This is a genomic window from Kitasatospora brasiliensis, from assembly GCF_032654805.1.
GTDB lineage: Bacteria > Actinomycetota > Actinomycetes > Streptomycetales > Streptomycetaceae > Kitasatospora > Kitasatospora brasiliensis.
In genome coordinates this window covers 262,961-280,800 of sequence record NZ_JAUOOW010000006.1, presented here as the reverse complement: position 1 = coordinate 280,800, position 17,840 = coordinate 262,961, and the positions used below count along the sequence as shown (strand labels likewise).

14 protein-coding genes are annotated in these 17,840 nt (G+C 74.7%); 12 read left to right on the top strand and 2 right to left on the bottom strand.

Features of this window, described 5'->3' with window-relative positions; all coding sequences use genetic code 11:
- Position 1 precedes the first annotated feature (1 nt).
- On the top strand, positions 2-1,144 hold the full coding sequence (locus QWJ13_RS24080) for an amidohydrolase family protein (protein WP_316526996.1): 1,143 nt from the start codon (positions 2-4) through the stop codon (positions 1,142-1,144).
- Positions 1,145-1,396: 252 nt separating this feature from the next.
- Positions 1,397-2,881 carry a S8 family peptidase gene (locus QWJ13_RS24075; protein ID WP_316526995.1) on the top strand — a complete coding sequence of 495 codons (1,485 nt, stop codon included), beginning with the start codon at positions 1,397-1,399 and terminating at the stop codon, positions 2,879-2,881.
- A 148-nt stretch (positions 2,882-3,029) separates the two neighbouring features.
- Here the strand turns inward: QWJ13_RS24075 and QWJ13_RS24070 are convergent, their stop codons facing one another.
- A complete protein-coding gene (locus QWJ13_RS24070) occupies positions 3,030-3,944 on the bottom strand; it encodes a HipA family kinase (protein WP_316526993.1) in 915 nt (304 codons plus the stop codon).
- Between the two features lie 91 nt (positions 3,945-4,035).
- Here QWJ13_RS24070 and QWJ13_RS24065 point away from each other — a divergent pair, with 91 nt between their 5' ends.
- From QWJ13_RS24065 to QWJ13_RS24025, 9 genes are all read left to right on the top strand, one after another.
- Positions 4,036-4,476: an SRPBCC family protein gene (locus QWJ13_RS24065; RefSeq protein ID WP_316526992.1), complete on the top strand. Its 441-nt coding sequence runs from the start codon at positions 4,036-4,038 to the stop codon at positions 4,474-4,476.
- 235 nt (positions 4,477-4,711) lie between these two features.
- On the top strand, positions 4,712-5,866 hold the full coding sequence (locus QWJ13_RS24060; RefSeq protein ID WP_316526991.1) for a glycosyltransferase: 1,155 nt from the start codon (positions 4,712-4,714) through the stop codon (positions 5,864-5,866).
- A 397-nt stretch (positions 5,867-6,263) separates the two neighbouring features.
- Positions 6,264-7,811: a sugar transferase gene (locus QWJ13_RS24055; RefSeq protein WP_316526990.1), complete on the top strand. Its 1,548-nt coding sequence runs from the start codon at positions 6,264-6,266 to the stop codon at positions 7,809-7,811.
- Between the two features lie 6 nt (positions 7,812-7,817).
- Positions 7,818-9,158 (top strand): O-antigen ligase family protein, encoded by a 1,341-nt coding sequence (locus QWJ13_RS24050; RefSeq protein ID WP_316526989.1) that lies wholly within the window; start codon positions 7,818-7,820, stop codon positions 9,156-9,158.
- Positions 9,155-10,927 carry a lipid II flippase MurJ gene (locus QWJ13_RS24045; protein ID WP_316526987.1) on the top strand — a complete coding sequence of 591 codons (1,773 nt, stop codon included), beginning with the start codon at positions 9,155-9,157 and terminating at the stop codon, positions 10,925-10,927. The genes QWJ13_RS24050 and QWJ13_RS24045 overlap by 4 nt, the downstream gene beginning before the upstream one ends.
- Complete coding sequence (locus tag QWJ13_RS24040; protein ID WP_316526986.1) at positions 10,917-11,765, top strand: polysaccharide deacetylase family protein; 849 nt, start codon at positions 10,917-10,919, stop codon at positions 11,763-11,765. The genes QWJ13_RS24045 and QWJ13_RS24040 overlap by 11 nt, the downstream gene beginning before the upstream one ends.
- Positions 11,762-12,877 carry a glycosyltransferase gene (locus QWJ13_RS24035; RefSeq protein WP_316526985.1) on the top strand — a complete coding sequence of 372 codons (1,116 nt, stop codon included), beginning with the start codon at positions 11,762-11,764 and terminating at the stop codon, positions 12,875-12,877. Before QWJ13_RS24040 ends, QWJ13_RS24035 begins: the two co-directional genes overlap by 4 nt.
- A gap of 49 nt (positions 12,878-12,926) precedes the next feature.
- Positions 12,927-13,964 (top strand): YveK family protein, encoded by a 1,038-nt coding sequence (locus QWJ13_RS24030; RefSeq protein WP_316526984.1) that lies wholly within the window; start codon positions 12,927-12,929, stop codon positions 13,962-13,964.
- Entirely contained in the window at positions 13,961-15,130 is a 1,170-nt protein-coding gene (locus QWJ13_RS24025) for a GNAT family N-acetyltransferase (RefSeq protein WP_316526983.1), read from the top strand. The genes QWJ13_RS24030 and QWJ13_RS24025 overlap by 4 nt, the downstream gene beginning before the upstream one ends.
- Before the next feature lie 16 nt (positions 15,131-15,146).
- On the opposite strand, the gene QWJ13_RS24020 is transcribed toward QWJ13_RS24025, so the two are convergent.
- Positions 15,147-16,370, bottom strand: a complete 1,224-nt coding sequence (locus QWJ13_RS24020) for a glycoside hydrolase family 26 protein (RefSeq protein WP_316526982.1) — start codon at positions 16,368-16,370, stop codon at positions 15,147-15,149.
- Between the two features lie 369 nt (positions 16,371-16,739).
- On the opposite strand from QWJ13_RS24020, the gene QWJ13_RS24015 reads away from it, so the two are divergent.
- The gene (locus tag QWJ13_RS24015; RefSeq protein WP_316526980.1) at positions 16,740-17,771 is read left to right on the top strand and encodes a PQQ-binding-like beta-propeller repeat protein; all 1,032 of its coding nucleotides are present in this window, start codon (positions 16,740-16,742) and stop codon (positions 17,769-17,771) included.
- Positions 17,772-17,840: the final 69 nt, after the last annotated feature.

The window sequence follows — 17,840 nt, the reverse complement described above, 5'->3', positions numbered from 1 at the left end:
GGTGGCCCGGCCGGAGGGGCCCGGGGCGGCCTGGCAGGAGGGGGCGGGGCTGGTCGACCACCACTGCCACAGCGTGGTGGCGGCCGAGCTGACCGATGAGGCCCTGGCCGGGCTGCTCACGGAGTCCGACCGTCCGCCGGCGCCCGGCTGCTCGCCCTTCGACAGCGCGCTGGGCCTGGCGGTGCGGCGCTGGTGCCCGCCCGTGCTCGGCCTACCGGCGCACGCCCCGGCCGCCGACTACCTGGCCCGCCGACGGGAGTTGGGCGCGGCCGAGGCCACCCGGCGGCTGCTGGCGGCGGCCGGGCTGGACACCTGCCTGGTGGACACCGGGCTGACCGCCGCCGCGGGCTACGGGCTGCTGCCGCCGGCCGAACTCGCCGAGGCCGCCGGGGCGTCGGTGCGCGAGGTGGTCCGGCTGGAGTGGGTGGCGGAGGCGGTGACGGCCGGCGCCGAGGCCTGGCCGCGGGCCGTCGCGCAGGCGCTCGCCTCGGCCGCCGCCGGGGCCGTCGCGGTCAAGTCGGTGCTCGCCTACCGGCACGGCCTGGCCGTCCCCGCCGAACGCCCCACCGGTGCGGCCGTGGTGGCCGCGGCCGGTGCCCATCTGCGGGGCGGGAGCGGCCGGTTGACCGACCCGGTGCTGTTGCGCCACCTGCTCTGGACGGCCGTGGACGTCTGCGCCGATCTCGGCCTGCCGCTCCAACTCCACACCGGCTTCGGCGATCCCGACCTCACCCTGCACCGGGCCGACCCGTCGCTGCTGACGGACTTCGTCCGGGCGGCCGAGCCGAGCGGCGTCCCGCTGGTGCTGCTGCACGGCTATCCGTACCACCGGCAGGCCGCCTGGCTGGCCCAGGCCTTCCCGACGGTGTACACCGACCTCGGGCTGACGGCCTCCTACACCGGGCCGCGGGTGGCCGCGGTGCTGGGCGAGATGCTGGAGCTGGCCCCGTTCGGCAAATTGCTGTTCTCGACCGACGCCTACGGGCTGCCCGAGCTGTATGTGGTGGGCACCTGTCAGTTCCGGTACGGACTGGGTACGGTGCTGGCCGGCTGGCAGGCCGACGATGCCTGTTCCGCGGCCGACGCCGAGCGGGTGGCGCGGATGGTCGGGGCCGACAACGCGCGTCGGTTGTACGCGTTGTAACGGCACAGTCCGCGCTGGTGACCGACGCCGTGGTAGCAGCGGCCGCACGTCGGCGAACCATCACTTTTTAACAATCTTGAGCTCTGTTGCGCCTGTTGAAACGAGCCTCTCTAATCTCAACTGATGGTCAACATGTGACGATTAGATGACTACCTCTTGCGCTTATAAGCAAATATTCATTAGCGTCCCGGTCATTCCCTGGCGCACCTGCCCATCGCAGCTGCCGCCTGACGACTCGGGAGGCCAACCCTCATGCGTGTTCCTCGGATCAGCCGTACCCGGTACGCGGCCGTCGGCGTCGTGCTCGCCACCGCCGGTGCCCTCGCGCTGCCGGCCGGCACCGCCGTCGCGGCGCCCGTCGCCGACTCGACGACCGGTCCGCTGATGAGCTACGTCGTCAACACCAAGGCCAACCACGGTCAGGTGCAGAAGGTCGAGAAGGCCATCAACGGCCTCGGCGGCACGGTGGTCCAGTCGTACGAGCAGATCGGCGTCGTCGTCGCCCGCTCGACCGACACCAAGTTCGCCGAGAAGCTTCGCCTGGCCGGCGGGGTCGAGTCGGTCGGCGCCAGCCGCACCAAGGGCATCCAGGCCTCGGACCAGGGCAAGGCCGACGTCGCCGCCGAGCCCGCCGCCGCGGCCGCCCCGGGTGAGGACCCGTACGAGTCCTACCAGTGGGACATGCGTCAGATCGGCGCCGACAAGGCGCACAAGATCTCGCTCGGCAGCCGCAACGTCACCGTCGGCGTGCTGGACTCCGGCATCGACGCCACCCACGAGGACCTGGCCGCCAACGTGGACGCCTCGCAGTCGGTCTCCTGCATCGACGGCAAGCCGAACACCGACTGGAAGGCCTGGCAGCCGACCACCAGCGACCACGGCACCCACGTGGCCGGCACCATCGGCGCCGCCAAGAACGGCAAGGGCATCGTCGGCGTCGCGCCGAACGTGAAGCTGGCCGCCGTCAAGGTCGTCGACGACGGCGGGTTCATCTACCCGGAGAACGCGGTCTGCGGCTTCGTCTGGGCCGGCGAGCACGGCTTCAAGGTGACGAACAACAGCTACTTCGTCGACCCGTGGATGTTCAACTGCAAGACGGACAAGGACCAGGCCGCGATCTCGGACGCCGTCCGCAAGGCCGTCGCCTTCTCGCAGCGCAAGGGCGTCCTCAACATCGCCGCCGCGGGCAACGAGAACATCGACCTGGCGCACAAGACCGTCGACGTGGCCAGCCCGGACGACACCACCCCCGGCACCCGCCCGGTCACCAACGACTGCCTCTCGCTGCCGACCGAGCTGCCCGGCGTCGTCGCCGTCTCCGCGGTGGGCTCCGACGGCGTCAAGGCGTACTACTCCAGCTACGGCAAGGGTGTCGTGACCGTCACCGCGCCGGGTGGCGACCGCCGCTTCCAGTTCCCGAACACCCCGGACAAGGACGGCCGCATCCTGTCCACCATCCCCGGTGGCAAGTACGGCTACATGCAGGGCACCTCGATGGCCACCCCGCACGTCACCGGCGTGGTCGCGCTGCTCGCCAGCACCTTCCCGTGGGCCAGCCCGGACGAGCTGACCGAGATGCTGACCACCCACGCCGAGTCCGTCCCGTGCCCGAAGGGCGAGTTCAACCCCGGCGGTGCCGGTGCCTGGACCGCGAAGTGCGAGGGCAAGACGAACGACAACGGCTTCTACGGCGCGGGCCTGGTCAACGCCGAGAAGGCGGTCCAGTGGTGGCGCTGACGCGCTGACCGCGGACACCTCTGAACAGTAGAGCCGGGGAGCGGGACCACAGGGTCCCGCTCCCCGGCCGCGTTCGTGGCCCCGATGGTCGGCTCATCGGATCAGCGCACATCGGACCCGGTCCAGATAGGACCAGCCCACATTCGACCTAGTCCAGGTCGGACGGCTCCTCGTCGAAGTGGTGCTCCCAGACCGTCTCCACGGAGGGTTTGCCGTGCAGGTCCGGCACCTCCTGCAACCAGGCCGGCCGTCCGGCCCGGCTCCGGGCCGCCTGTCGCCGCTCCGCCTCGCGCAGCTGCTCGGGCGTGGCGAAGCCCTCCGGCAGCCACTGCTCGGAGAGCACCGCCCGGGCGGCCAGGTGGGTGACGTACGCGTGCCGGACGGCGTCCGCCGAGTCGAAGCCGGGCTCGTCGGCCAGCCACTCGTCCGGGACCAGTGCCAGCACCTCTTCCAGCAGCGGCACGGTGACCAGCGGGCCGAGCTCCTCGTCGGCCAGCCGGACGTCCGGGGCCGAGCCGCCGAGCGCGTGCGCACTGAGGTCGTACCGCTTGCCGACCGCCGCCTCGGCCCCCGCCCAGCGGTGGTGGAAGATCAGCGCGGCGCCGTTGTCGATCAGCCAGAGCCGACCGTGCCAGACCACCAGGTTGGGGTTGTGCACAGTGCGGTCGACGTTGCCGGTCAGGGCGTCCAGCCAGACCACCCGGCCGGCCTCGGCCGAGTTCACCGCGATCATCCCCGGCCGGAAGTCCCGCGCGCCGGGCAGCAGGTCCATCCCGAGGTTGAGGCCGGCGCTGGCCTTGAGCATGTCCTGGATCTCGGTGTCCGGCTCGTCCGCGGCGACGGCCGGGTCGAAGTCCACCAGTCGCAGCTCCGGCACCCGCAGGCCCAGGCGCCGGGCCAGTTCACCGACGATCACCTCGGCGATCAGCGCCTTGCGGCCCTGCGCGGCCCCGGTGAACTTGACCACGTACGTCCCCAGGTCGTCGGTCTCCACCACGCCGGGGACGGAGCCACCGGCCCGCAGCGGATCGACGTAGCGCACAGCAGTCACCAGATCGAGCACACCGGTCACCCTATCCCGCCGCGTCGTGGGCGCGACCCTGTGATTGGCTTGCCGGACAGAGCGGTACCCACCACACGAGGAGAGCAAGGTCATGGGACAGGTGCAGGCCACCACCGAGCGGGTCTACGACGCGGCCCCCGAGCGGGTGTACGAGGCGCTGGCCGACTACCAGGTGACCCGCCCGAAGCTGCTGCCCGCGCAGTACAGCGAGTACGAGGTGCGGGTCGGCGGCACCGGAGCCGGCACCCAGGTGCACTGGAAGCTCCAGGCCACCGAGAAGCGGGTGCGCGACTGCCTGTTCACCGTCTCGGCGCCCAAGCCGGACCAGCTGGTGGAGAAGGACGCCAACTCCAGCATGGTGATCACCTGGACGGTCTCGGCTGTCGGCGAGGGCCGCTCCAAGGTCACCGTGTCCGCCACCTGGCAGGGCGCGACCGGCATCGGCGGCTTCTTCGAGCGAACCTTCGCCCCGAAGGGCCTGAACCGGATCCACGACCAGGTGCTGGCCAACCTCGCCGCCGAGGTCCGCTGAGGCTCCCCCTCGTAAGAGCCCGGGAAGCCCCCTGGAAGACCCCCGGAAGAGCCCCCGGAATCGCCACCCGCGCGATTCACCCGGGTAAATCCACCGAAGCGATCGAATCGCCCGGGAATTCGAGCGGTTCGGTCTCCCGTACGAGCCGAAAGCCGTACGGGTGGCCGAACCGCCACCTGTGGGTGACAGCGGCCTTCCGGCACGGCGGAGCCACCCTAGGCTCGCCGCCGTGCATATGACGATCCTTCACATTTCCCAGCCGGTGGACGGCGGAGTCGCCCGCGTCGTCACCGACCTGGTCCGGGGCCAGCGGGAGGCCGGCCACCGGGTGCTGGTCGCCTGCCCGGACGGCGGGCGGCTGGCCGCGGAGACCGCCGCCGCGGGCGCGCTGGTCCAGGACTGGCCCGCTCGGCGTTCGCCCGGCCCGGGCACCCTCGCCGAGGCCTGGCGGCTGCGCCGGATCGTCCGGGCGGCCGCGCCCGACGTGGTCCACCTGCACAGCGCCAAGGCCGGACTGGCCGGCCGGCTCGCCGTGCGGGGCGCGGTGCCGACCGTCTTCCAGCCGCACGCCTGGTCCTTCGCCGCCGTCGACGGCGCGCTGGCCGCCGCCACCCTGCGCTGGGAGCGCTTCGCCGCCCGCTGGGCCCACCGGGTGCTGTGCGTCAGCGTCCAGGAGCGGGCCGACGGCGTGACGGCCGGGGTGCACGCCGACTGGGCGGTGGTGCCCAACGGCGTGGACGTGCGCCACTACGCGCCCGCCGACCGCCGCGCCGCCCGGATCGCGCTCGGCCTGGCCCCGGACGCCCCGCTCGCGGTGTGCGTCGGGCGGCTGTGCCGGCAGAAGGGCCAGGACGTGCTGCTGGCCGCCTGGCCCCAGGTGCTGCGCCGGGTGCCGCGGGCCCGGCTGGCGCTGGTCGGCGGCGGGCCGCAGGAGCAGCGGATCGCGGAGCTGGTGCGGGAGAGCGTCGAGCCGTCCCGGGTCCGGCTGGTCGGGGACGTGCCGGATCCGCGCCCGTGGCTGGCGGCGGCCGATTTGGTGGTGCTGCCCTCGCGCTGGGAGGGGATGGCGCTGGCCCCGCTGGAGGCGATGGCGGCGGCCCGTCCGGTGCTGCTGACCGACGTGCCCGGCGCCCGGGAGTGCCTGCCGCCGTCCGAACTCGCGCACGCGGTGGTGCCGCCCGAGGACCCGGATGCCCTCGCCACCCGAATGGGGGACGCGCTGTCCGATCCGATCGAATGCGAGCGGCGCGGCGCCCGGCTGCGCGACCACGTGGTCGGCCGTCACGACGTGCGCACCGTGGTCGAACAGGTGGACGTCCTGTACCGCCACCTGCTGGGCGCCGGCCCGGCGTCGGGGCGCCGTGGGGCCCGTGTCCCGGCGCGGATCTGATCGTTTCACATGCCGTGAATGCCCGCCGTTTCCGGCGCTGTCGTATTCGCACCCTCGACCGGATATCGAGGGCGAGGCGTCATATCCGAAATACCTATTAATGGGCGGCTGGAATGAAACGGCAAGTCAACTTCCGTCCTGTACCGCCTGGTTCTGTATTGTCGGATTTCGCCTGCTTCGTTCAAATTCCGTGCCGGAATTTCACGGCTGAGCCCCTCGCAACCGATTCCTCGGCCGTCGGCACCGAAGTGATCGGCCCCGCCACCGGACATTCGAAAGCGACCAGCGGCAGCAGGTGCTGTCAGGACCGCGCCCATCGAGCCGGGACGGCCGCCCCGCGCCAACCGGTGCCGGGGCAGCGTCACCCCGGGCACACAGCAGGGGAGATCGTGCGCTGATGACCATTGACCACGACAGTGTGCCGCGAGCGGGCGGGCCCCTCTTCGGTCCCCGCCGACCCGGCACCGGGCTGCTCGACCGCCCGGCGCAAGCCGCGCACTCCCGCGCGGTCCCGCCGCAGCACCGGCCCCGCGGCACGGTCCGCGCCCGGCTGGCCCTGTCGCTCGCCCTGGTCCAGGCCGACACCATCGCACTGTGCTCCGCCGCCGGCATCGCCAACCGCCTCGTCGACCCGGCCGCCCCGCTCGACCCGCTGCTCGGCGTCCCCGCCGTCCTGCCCCTGCTGCTCCTGCTCAACCTGGCCGCCGGCCTCTACCGCACCCGGCTCACCCTGTCCGTCCTGGACGAACTGCCCGCACTGGCCGCCCGGGCCGTGGTCGCCGCCGCCTTCGCCGTCACCCTGACCGCCTGCCTCGGCGGCCGCTGGCCCGACTGCGGCCCGGCCACCCCCGCCCGGCTCACCGTCCTGCTCGGCGCCCAACTGGTGATCGCCACCGTCGGCCGCGCCGTCCTCTACCACCTGGTCCGGCGGATCCGCCGCGGCCACCCCGGCGCCGTCCTGGTGCTCGGCGCCGGCCGGCTCGGCCGCCGGGTCGCCGCCGCCCTGCGCGAACACCGCGAGTACGGGATGCGCCCGGTCGGCTTCCTCGACGCCGACCAGCCGCTGCTGCCCGGCGACACCGCCCTGCCCGTACTCGGCGACACCGACCTGCCGGTGCTCGGCGGCCGCGAGGCACTGGAACGCGAGGTGCGCCGCCACCGCGTCCAGCACGTGATCGCCACCGCCGGCGGCGCCGACGAGGCCGAGACCGCCGCCACCCTGCGCGACGCCGCCCGGCTCGGCTGCCAGGTCTGGCTGGTGCCCGCACTGCGCGAGTACGGCTCGCTGCCCACCGCCCCGATCTCCGGCGGCGACCACCTGTGGGGCTTCCCCTGCCTGCGGGTCGGCCGCCCGGCCAGGCGCCGCCCCGGCTGGGCCGTCAAACGCGCCCTGGACGTCACCGCCGCCGCGATCGGCCTGCTGCTGCTCGCCCCCGTCCTGGCCCTGTGCGCCCTCGCCGTCCGCTTCGACACCGGCCCCGGCGTGCTCTTCCGCCAGCAGCGCACCGGGCTGGACGGCCGGGTCTTCACCGTCCTCAAGTTCCGCACCCTGCGCCCGAACAACGAGCACGAGTCCGCCACCCGCTGGAACATCTCCCAGGACCACCGGATGGGCACCGTCGGACGGCTGCTGCGCAAGAGCTCGCTGGACGAGCTGCCCCAGCTGTGGAACGTCCTGCGCGGAGACATGAGCCTGGTCGGCCCGCGCCCCGAACGCCCCTACTTCGTCATGCGGTTCGGCCAGGCCTACCCCGAGTACGCCGACCGCCACCGCGTCCCGGTCGGCCTCACCGGCCTGGCCCAGGTCAACGGCCTGCGCGGAGACACCTCCATCGAGGACCGGGCCCGGTTCGACAACCGCTACATCGAGAGCTGGAGCCTCTGGCAGGACGTCAAGATCCTGTGCCGCACCGCGGCCCTGGTGCTCCGCCCGGACGGGAGCTGACCCCGCGTGGCCCTGACCCTGCCCGCCTTCCCCCGCCCCGCCTTACCGAAGGCACTGCACGCCCTCGCGAACCGCACCAGCCCGCTGGCCGCCGCCACCGTCCTGCTGGTCTGCGTGCCCACGGGGGAGAAGGACGTCGCCGCCGCCGTCCACGTCACCGCCGCCGACCTCGCCTCGCTCGCCCTGGTCGCCCTCACCGCGCTCAACCTGCTGCGCGGACGGCTGCCCGCGATCAGTCGCACCACCTGCGCGCTGTTCGGCGCCGTCGTGGCCGCCGCCGCCGTCGCCACCATCGGCTCCACCGACCCGGCCGCCAGCGTCACCGGCTTCGTCCGGCTCACCCAGGTGTTCGTCCTGGTCCCCGCCGCCGTGCTCTGCTCGCTGCGCGACCGCACCGACCAGCGCCTGGTCCTCGGCTCCTTCGTCCTCGCCGCGCTGATCCAGGGCGCGGTCGGCGCCGAGCAGTACCTGACCCGCACCGGCGCCTCCTACACCGGCCAGCCGATCCGGGCCGTCGGCACCTTCGGCGCGCTCGACATCATGGCGATGTCCAGCGTGGTCAGCTACGGGCTGCTCGCCGCCCTCGCCCTGGCCCTCGCCGAGCGCGGCCCGGGCGGCAACGCCCCGCTGCGCCGCGCGATGTTCGCCGCCGCCGCCTTCCTCGCCTTCCCGCTGGCCGTCTCCTTCAGCCGCGGCAGCTGGATCGCCACCGGCCTCGCCGCCACCGTGCTGCTGCTGCGCGTCGACGCCCGGCTGCTGGTGCGCGGCGCCGTCCTCGGCCTGGCCGCCGGGGTCGTCCTGGTCGGCGGCCTCGACCTCGGCGGCTCCGGCGTCACCAAACGGCTCAGCTCGATCGGCTCCGTCTCCGCCGCCCCCGACCAGTCCGTCTCCGACCGCTACGACCTGTGGGCCACCGCCGTACGGATCTGGCAGGACCACCCCGTGCACGGCGCCGGACCCAAGGCCTTCCAGCAACTGCGCGACAGCCACGCCCCGCTGCGGCTGTCCTCCGGCAGCGACGCCGCCGACGCCACCATCGGCTTCCAGCGCGAACCGCTGCTCTCCCCGCACAACATGTACTTCCTGGTGCTCAGCGAACAGGGCCTGATCGGCATCACCGCCTACGCCGCGCTCTTCCTCGCCCTCCTGCTCGGCTGCCTGCGTCACCGCCGCGGCTCCGGGCCGGCCGCACTCGCCCTGCTCACCTGGGTGCTGTTCGACTTCCTGTACGCCGACATCGGCGGCACCACCACCGTGCTGACCTCCGTCGTCCTCGGCCTCGCCGCCCGCGCCGCCGCGAACGGTCCCGAGCACCCCGGCGACGCGCCCACCGGAGCGGCCCGGTGACCACCGACCGGCCCGCCGCCCTGGCCTCCTCCCTTCCGGCCCCCCGCGGCACCGCCCCCGCCGGCGGCCACGGCGACGGCTCGGCCCCGGCGCCCCACCCGGCCCCCCGGCGCGGCTTCCTCGCCAAGGCCTTCGGCATCACCGCCGTCCTCAGCGCCGCCGGCTCCGGCCTCGGTTTACTGCGCGACCTCCTGCTGGCCCGCTACTTCGGCGCCAACCAGGGCACCGACGCCTTCCTGGTCGCCTGGACCGTCCCCGAGACCGCCGCACCCCTGCTGATCGAGGACGCCATGTCCTTCCTCATGGTGCCCGCCTTCGCCCTCGCCCTGGTGCTGCGCGAGGAGGACCCGGACGCCCCCGACCCGGTCCGCCAACTGGTCCGCGCCACCCTGCCCTGGCTGCTGAGCGCGCTCGGCTGCCTCGCCCTGACCGTCGCCCTCGGCGCCCCGCGAGTGGTCGACCTGCTCGCCCCCGGCCTCCCCGACCCGGCCCTCGCCGTCACCTGCACCCGGATCACCGCGATCACCGTGCTGCCCTTCGGCGTGGCCGGCTACCTGGCCGCCGCGCTGCGCGCCCACCACCGCTTCACCGCCCCGGCCGGCATCTACGTCGCCCACAACCTCGGCATCCTCGCCGTCCTGCTCTGCCTCCACTCCGTCCTCGGCGTGCGCTCCGCCGCCCTCGGCGTCGCGGCCGGCAGCCTGCTGATGGCCGGACTGCTGATCGGCCCGTTCCTGCGCCGGCTGCGCCAAGGCCCGTCCGGCACCGGAACGGGCAGCGGCGCCGGCCGCAGCCGCCGCTCCCGCCGGGCCCTGGTACTGATGCCGCTCGCCCTGCTGCCGGTGGCCGCCTTCACCCTCATCCGCCAGGCCCAGGTCTTCGTCGAGCGCTACCTCGGCTCGGCGCTGCCCCCCGGCACCATCTCGCACCTCAACTACGCCGCCAAGGTCTCCCAACTCGCCATGACGGCGGGCATCCTGATCTGCACCATCACCTTCCCACTGGTCGCCCGGGCCCTCGCCGCCGGAGACCTCACCGCCGCCCGTGACCGGGTGGAGAAGGACCTCGGCCAGGCGGCCGCCGTCGTCCTGCTCGGCACCGCCTGCCTGGTGGCCTGCGCCCCCTCGGTGGTCTCGCTGCTCTTCGAACGCGGCGCCTTCGGCCCGCACGACACCGCCGCCACCGCCGACGTCATCCGGGTGTACAGCTTCGGCCTGCCCGCCCAGGCACTGATCGGTGTGATGATCCGCCCGTACTTCTCGCTCTGCCCGGTGGTCCGCCGCGCCGACGACCCGGGCACCGAGGACGGCCGCCGCCGACTGCTGGACTGGTACCCGGCCGCCGCGATGGTCCTCGGCCTCGGCGTCACCGTCACCACCGGCCTGCTCGCCACCCCCCGCTTCGGCGCCCTGGGGCTCGCCGCCGGCAACGCGGCCGGCATCACCGCCGTCGCCGCCCTGCTGCTGCGCGGCCTGGTCCTGCGCGGCATCCCGCTGCGGCTGCCCCGGGTGCTCGGCGGCCACGCCCGGCTGGTCATCGCCGCCGCCGGAGCCACCCTGCTCGGCACCGCCGCCGCCGGCCTGGCCGCCGACCCGCTGCTCTCGACCCTCCTCGGAGGCCTCACCGTGGCGCTGGCCTTCGCCGCCCTCGGCACCGGGCTCGGCGCCCGCGAGGTGCGCGGCCCGGTCCTCGCCGTCGCCCGGGCCCTGAAGCCCGTCCGGAACCCGGCAACCGTCGCCGAAGAAGGGAAGCGTCCCCATGGACAATGAACGGGGCACCGTCCGTTCGGCCCAGGCGAGCGTCAGCGACGCACCGCCGAACCTGGCACCACTGCCCAGGAGCCGCCCGGCAGGCGAACCACCCACCCCCGGCTGCGCCTCGCCGTGGATCCTGATGTACCACTCGGTGGCGGTCGAGAAGGAGGACCCCTACCGGCTCACCGTCAGCCCCGAACGGTTCGCCGAACAGATCGCCTGGCTGCACCGGCGCGGCCGGCGCGGCGTCTCGGTCCGCGAACTGATGCGCGCCCGCGCCCTCGGCCGGGACGACCGACTGGTCGGCCTGACCTTCGACGACGGCTACGCCGACTTCGCCCGGTACGCGGTGCCGATCCTCCAGGCGTACGGCTTCACCGCCACCGCGTACGTCGTCGCCGACCTGCTCGGCCGGGCCAACGACTGGGACACGAAGGGCCCGCGCAAGAAGCTGCTCACCGTCCAGGAAGTGACCGAACTCGCCGCCGCCGGCTGGGAGATCGGCTCGCACGGCCTCAGCCACCGGGCCCTGTCCGGCCTGCCGACCGAGGCCCTCGCCGTCCAGACCCGGGAGAGCCGGCGCCTGCTGGAGGAAGCCGTCGGCGGCCCGGTCACCGGCTTCTGCTACCCGTACGGCTCCGTCGACCTGCCCGCCACCCTCGCCGTGCGCGACGCCGGATACGACTACGCCTGCGCCATCGCCCACTCCCCGCTCACCGGCCGCTTCGCCCTGCCCCGCTGCTACGTCGGCGACCGCGACGGCGCCTGGCGGCTGCGCGCCAAGGAGGGCCGGCACCGGCTGCGCGACGCCGTCACCGAGCTGCGCCACGCGCGCGAGGGGCGCCGGCCATGAGGGTGCTGCACATCGTCACCGGCCTGGCCTCCGGCGGCGCCGAGCGCCAACTCCACCTGCTGCTGCGGCACCTGCCGGCGCACCAGCAGTGCGAGGTGCTCGCCCTGACCAACCCCGGCACCGTCGCCGCCGCGCTGCGCGCCGACGGCGTCACCGTCCACCACCTCGGCATGAGCGGCAACCGGGACCTCGGCGCGCTGCCCCGGCTGGTCCGGCTGGTCCGGGACGGCCACTACGACCTGGTGCACACCCACCTCTACCGGGCGCAGCTGTACGGCCGGCTGGCCGCGCGGCTGGCCGGAGTGCGCGCGGTGGTCTCCACCGAGCACTCGCTGCACGCCGGGGTGATCGAGGGCCGCCCGGTCACCCGCGGCGTCAAGGGCCTCTACCTGGCGGCCGAACGGCTCGGCAGCACCACCGTCGCGGTCTCCCGCCAGGTCGCCCAGACGCTGCGCTCCTGGGGCGTCCCGCCGGCCCGGATCGAACTGATCCCGAACGGCCTCGACCCCTCCCGCTACCTCCTCCCGCCCGCCGACCGGGCCGCCGCCCGCCGCCGGCTGCGGGCCGAACTCGGCCTGCCGCCGGGGAGCTGGGTGGTCGGCGGGGTGGGACGGCTCGTCCCCGGCAAGCGCTTCGAGGTGCTGGTCGAGGCGCTCGCCGACCTCGACCCGGCCACCCGGCTGGTGCTGGTCGGCGAGGGTCCGGAGCGCGCCGCGCTGGAGCGCCGGGCCGAGGAACTCGGCGTCCGGGACCGGCTGGTGCTCGCCGGCGAGCGCGACGACGTGCCCGAACTGCTGGCCGCCCTGGACGTGCTGGCAGCCCCCTCCGCCGCCGAGACCTTCGGCCTCGGCGTCCTGGAAGGCCTCGCGGCCGGACTGCCGGTGCGGCACAGCGCCTGCCCGGCGCTCGACGAACTGCCGCCCAGCGCCGCCCCGCAGGCCCGCCGCATCCCCTCCGAGCCCGCCGCCTACGCCGCCGCGCTGCGCGACCTGCGGCCGCTCAGCGGGCACACCGCCGACCCGCTGCCGCACCCCCCGGCCGTCGGCCACTACGACATCGTCCGGGTCGCCGCCGACCTGGGCGCCCTCTACGACCGGCTGGCCCGCGGCTGACCGCCCGCCACCGCCGGAACCGCCGTACCAGACCCAAGGAGCCACACCGATGACCACACCGCTGACCACACTGCGCCGAAGCGCCGCCCGCCGCCTGGTCCGCCGCTGGTGGCCGGTGGCGCTCGCGGTTCCGCTGGGCGCCGTGGCCGGCGGCGGGTACGCCGTCGTCGCGGACCCGTCGTACACCGCCAACGCCTACGTCCTCGTGGTCGCGCAGAACCCCGGGGAGGCCGCGCTCGCGACCAACTTCGCCCAGGCGTACGGCAGACTGGCCGGCCAGCCGCAGGTCCTCGCCGTGGCGGCCGCCGAGACCGGCCACAGCCGGACCGAGCTGGAGACCCTGGTGCACGGGACGACCTCCCCGGACGCCCCGATGATCGAGATCACCGGCACCGGGCGGCGCGCCCAGGACGCCGCCCGGACCGCCGACGCGGTGGCCCGCTCGCTGGTCGCCTTCGCCAACACCAGCAGCCGGGACACCAACGTCCGGCTGGTGACGCTGGCCCCGGCCGCCGCGCCGGACAAGCCGACCACGCCCTCCGCCAAGCTGGACATCGCGGTCGGCGGCGCGGCCGGGCTGCTGCTGGGCTCGCTGGCGATGATGACCCGCCGCCGGGGCGCGGCCGGGACGGCGCAGGCCGCCGGGAGCCCCGAGGTGCCCCAGACGCCGGCGGAGGCCGCAGAGGTCCCCGCGACTCCCGCCGCCGCTCCGGCGCCGGCCAAGGCCCCGACCGCACCGCGCCCGCGCAGCGGGGAGCCGGCCAAGGCCGAGCCCGAGATCGAGACCGCACCCAAGGCCAAGAGCGTGGCCAAGACCGCGGCGAAGGTCGAACCCCAGGCCGGGACCGAGGCCGAGCCCGAGGGCACGAAGGCGGAGGAGAGGACCGACCGGAAGGCCGCTCAGAAGCCCGCCGCCGCGCCCGACGGGACGAAGCAGCCCGCCGCGAAGAAGCAGTCCCCGGCGCAGGAACAGCCCCCCGCCGAGGAGAAGACCTCCCCCGAAGGGAAGCCCGCCGCCAAGGCCCAGCCCGCCGCCAAGGCCCAGCCCCCGGCCAAGGAGAAGACCGCCGCCGGGAGCGGCCGGTGAGTACCGAGACCCGCAGAGTCGGCCTGCCCGCCCAGGCGACCGCCCCGGCCTGGACCACCGAACTGCGCGGCGAGGACGACGCCCTGGACGCCCTCGCCGAGGAGTGGGACGACCTGGCCGCCCGCTGCCGGAGCGCCACCTTCTTCCAGGCCGCCGACTGGCAGCGCTCCTGGTGGCGCCACTACGGCCGCCCCGGCCGGCTGCTCGTGGTGCTGGTCCGCCGGGACGGCCGGCTGGTCGGGGCGGGGGCCTTCCAGCGGGGCGGCGCGCTCGGCGGCCTGACCGGCCTCGGCGACGGACTGATCGACTACACCGACGTCCTGCTCGACGACGAGTGCGCCGACCGCGCCGCCGCCGAGTTCGCCGCGGCCCTCCCGCTCACCCGCCCCTGGCACTGGCTGGAACTGCGCGAGGTGCACCCCGAGGCGGCGGTGCACCGGGTGTACGAGCACTGGCGCGGCAGCCGCCGCCGCTACCAGGACTCGCTCTGCCAGTACCTGCCGGCCGTCCCGATGGACCGGCTGCTCAAGCGGGTGCCCGGCAAGACCGCCCAGCGCAGCCGGGTGAAGCTCCGCAAGATCGCGGAGGCCGGGGTGAAGGTCCGCTCGACCCCGGTGGCCGAGGTGCCGCAGGCGCTGGAGGGGCTGCTGGAGCTGCACTTCCTCCAGTGGCAGGCGCGCGGCGTCACCCCCGAGCACCGCACCGAGCGGTTCGCCCGGCACCTGACCGAGTCCACCACCGGCCTGGTCGCGAGCGGCAGGGCCGCCGTCCACCAGTTCCACCTGGACGGCCGGCTGGTCGCGGTGAACCTCCTGCTGCTCTGCCCGTCCTTCGGCGGGCTGTACATGTACGGCGCGCACCCGGTGCTGCGCGAGCGGCTGGACATCGCCGGGCTGCTGTTCAGCGCGGCGCTGGACGAGACGGTCGCGGCGGGCGTCCCGGTGCTCGGGCTGCTGCGCGGCCAGGAGCCGTACAAGCAGCGCTGGCGACCGGACCAGCTGCCCAACCAGCGGCTGCTGCTCGGCCCGGCGGGGGCGGCACCGGCCGCCGCCGTCCGGGCCGGGGCGGTGCGCGCCCGGCAGGCGGCGGCCCATCAGCTGCGTACCCGCTTCCCCCGGCTGAAGGAGGCGCTGCTGGCCCGCCGCCGCAGCCGAACGCCCGGCTGACCGCCCGGCGGACAGCTCAGTGCCGGGCCTGTTTCGGGCTCGCCGACCTGCCCGCCGACGGATGCGCCGACGGCCGGGCCGACGGGCTCGCCGCCCGGCTCGGCGCGGCGGGCGCGTTCGGCGGCCCGGGCGGGACCGGCGCCGCCGGGGCGACCGGAGGGGCGGCGGGCGGCGCGGCGGGCGCCGGTGCCACCTCCGTCGGCGCCCCCTTCGAGCCGGACATCAGCTGCTTGAACGCCGCGGCCGAACGCGGATTGCGCTCGCACTGGAAGAAGCCGTGCGGACAGTAGTCGGTGACGGTCTGGTAGGCGGTGTCGTGGGTGCGGATCCAGTCGACCATCCGCTGCACGAACTCGGGGTTGTCGCCGTTGCGGAACAGCCCCCACTCCGGGTACGAGACCGGCTTGCCGCGCTTGGCGGCGAACTCCACCTGGTCCTGGAGGCCGTACGGCTCGCGCACGTAGTCGTCGAAGGTGGCCCCGGCGGGCTGGTCGTAGCTGTCCATGCCGATGATGTCGACCACGTCGTCGCCGGGGTAGCACCTGGTCCACGGGATGGCGTCCAGGCCCCGGCTGGGCGCGAAGTCGAAGCGGAACCGCTGCCCGGGCACCGAGCGCATCACCCCGACGATCCGCCGCCAGTACGCCTTCCAGGCGGACGGGTCGGGCTTGCAGCGGTGGGTGTAGGTGGTGCCGTTCATCTCCCAGCCGAGAGTGAGCACGGTGTCCGCGCCGCCCAGCGCGACCAGCCGGCGCGCGAGCTTGAGGAAGTGCCCGTCGTAGTCCCCGCGCGCCCCCTCGCCGAGCAGCCTGGCCACCTCGCCGTCCGGTACGTCCGCCTCACTGGGCACCAGCATCGGCACCCCGAGCACCAGCAGCCGGGACGAGTCGGCCTGCCGCCACTGCGACCACAGGCCGAGCACCAGCGGCTCGCCCTCGATGTCGCTCCAGCCGTTGCCCGCCAGATAGGTGTGGCCGACCTGCATGTTCGCGTCGCCCAGCCACCGGGCGTACCGGCTGATCTGCGGGATGTGGTCGTCCCAGGACCCGACGAAGGCGCCGAACGGCGGCTCGTGCTTCGGCCGCTGGACCGGCGGACGGGCGGCCGCCCCGCGCGGCTCGATGGCCTCCGAGGAGAGGGTGTGCCGTTCGGTCTGGCTGAACGGCGTCCCGGCCGGGACGCTGGCCGTGGCCATCAGCAGCAGGGTGGCGGCGGCCAGCGTCAAGCGGCCGATTCGCATGGTCTCTCCTCCGGACGTCGCATGGGCGGGGCGCACGGTCTCGGCGTGGACGGACCGTGGCGCCCCGCTCGCCGACAGTAGGCCCGACGAGGGACGAAAAACCCGGATGTCACCCTAAAGTGGGCGCTCTTCGAACGCCGTCTGCCGCAACCGGCGGCGGCCGAAGATCAGGTCACAGCTCCGTAACGGTCCCGCCGGGCCCGTCCGGCCCGCTTCGGCAAGCCCTCCGGAGCGGCCGAAAGCCCCGACGGCGCAGGTGGGCGGGCGGTCGTACGGGGACGGCGCACGGGGCCGGGCGCGCGCTCGGCCGGACGGACGCGCGGTACAACCGGGCTGACTCCCGCGCCCCCCGAAAGGTACGCTCCGGCCGTGTCCTGGAAGCCTCTGCGTGTACTGACCCCCCGCTCGATCCTCCCTGCCTCGGCGGTGATGCTGGTCCTTGCGGCCGGAGCGGCGGCGCACGCGAACAAGCCGGTGCCGTTCGGCGACCGGGTGGCGGGGCCGGGCGACGCGGGCGCCACGCCGGTGAACTCCGAATCCCTCAGCTCGGCCGACCTCGACCTCCGAGTCGGCCCGGGCCTGGAGGCCTTCCACAAGCAGACCGGCGAGCAGGCCTGGTCCTACCGCCGCGAGGGCGCCGAGGCGCTCTACCTGGCGATGGCCGGGGACAACGCCATCGTGGTCTGGGACGACGGCATGGTCACCTCGGTGCGCCCGGGCGACCACGAGGTGCGCTGGCACCGCGCGGTGCCGGGCCTGGCCGACTGGCTGCGCGGCGACGGCGAGCCCGGCGCCGACAAGCGGACCGACGCCCAGCGCAAGGCGCTCGCCAAGCAGCGGGCCGCGGCCGCGCTGCACACCGTCCAGCGGGACGGATCGCCCTGGCTGGCCCTGGTCACGCCGAACCTCACCATGGGCCTGCGCGACGCCGACGGCGACCTGCGCTACAACGACCGGCCCTCCGGGAACTGCGTCTACGACCCGCTGCGCACCGTCCACACCGACTACGCCGTGCTCATCCCGCGCACCTGCGCCAACAGTGCCGGGCAGCCCGTCTCCGGCGGCATCACCGGCTACCGGCTGGACAGCAACGGCTGGGCGATGAGCACCGGTCCGGCGGTCTCGGCCAAGGTGCTGGACCGCAGCCGGGTGGAGATCACCGACGGCCCGATCGTCCCGCCCAAGGTGTACGACACCAAGGCGGCCGCGCCCGAGACGGCCTGCGGCAGCCTGGACGCGCCGTTCGCCGCCGTCCGGCCGCAGGGCGGCTGCGTGGACCCGGCGGCGGACCCGGCGACCCCGACGGCTCCGCAGACCCCGGCGGGCGCGGACGCCGCCCCGGGCGCCCCGGCGGACACCGACGCCCCCGCGGGGGACCAGCCGGACGCGCAGCCGCAGTAGCCGCGGCGGGCCGGGCGCCACGGGCGGCGGGCCGGTGTCCGGCCGTGGGCGTTACTCCGTTGGGGGTAG

Excerpts from the sequence above, each read along its gene's own strand:
- QWJ13_RS24075 (WP_316526995.1), top strand. The coding sequence starts at position 1,397 with ATGCGTGTTCCTCGGATCAGCCGTACCCGGTACGCGGCCGTCGGCGTC.
- QWJ13_RS24065 (WP_316526992.1), top strand. The coding sequence starts at position 4,036 with ATGGGACAGGTGCAGGCCACCACCGAGCGGGTCTACGACGCGGCCCCC.
- QWJ13_RS24060 (WP_316526991.1), top strand. The coding sequence starts at position 4,712 with ATGACGATCCTTCACATTTCCCAGCCGGTGGACGGCGGAGTCGCCCGC.
- QWJ13_RS24055 (WP_316526990.1), top strand. The coding sequence starts at position 6,264 with ATGACCATTGACCACGACAGTGTGCCGCGAGCGGGCGGGCCCCTCTTC.
- QWJ13_RS24040 (WP_316526986.1), top strand. The coding sequence starts at position 10,917 with ATGGACAATGAACGGGGCACCGTCCGTTCGGCCCAGGCGAGCGTCAGC.
- QWJ13_RS24035 (WP_316526985.1), top strand. The coding sequence starts at position 11,762 with ATGAGGGTGCTGCACATCGTCACCGGCCTGGCCTCCGGCGGCGCCGAG.
- QWJ13_RS24030 (WP_316526984.1), top strand. The coding sequence starts at position 12,927 with ATGACCACACCGCTGACCACACTGCGCCGAAGCGCCGCCCGCCGCCTG.
- QWJ13_RS24020 (WP_316526982.1), bottom strand. The coding sequence starts at position 16,370 with ATGCGAATCGGCCGCTTGACGCTGGCCGCCGCCACCCTGCTGCTGATG.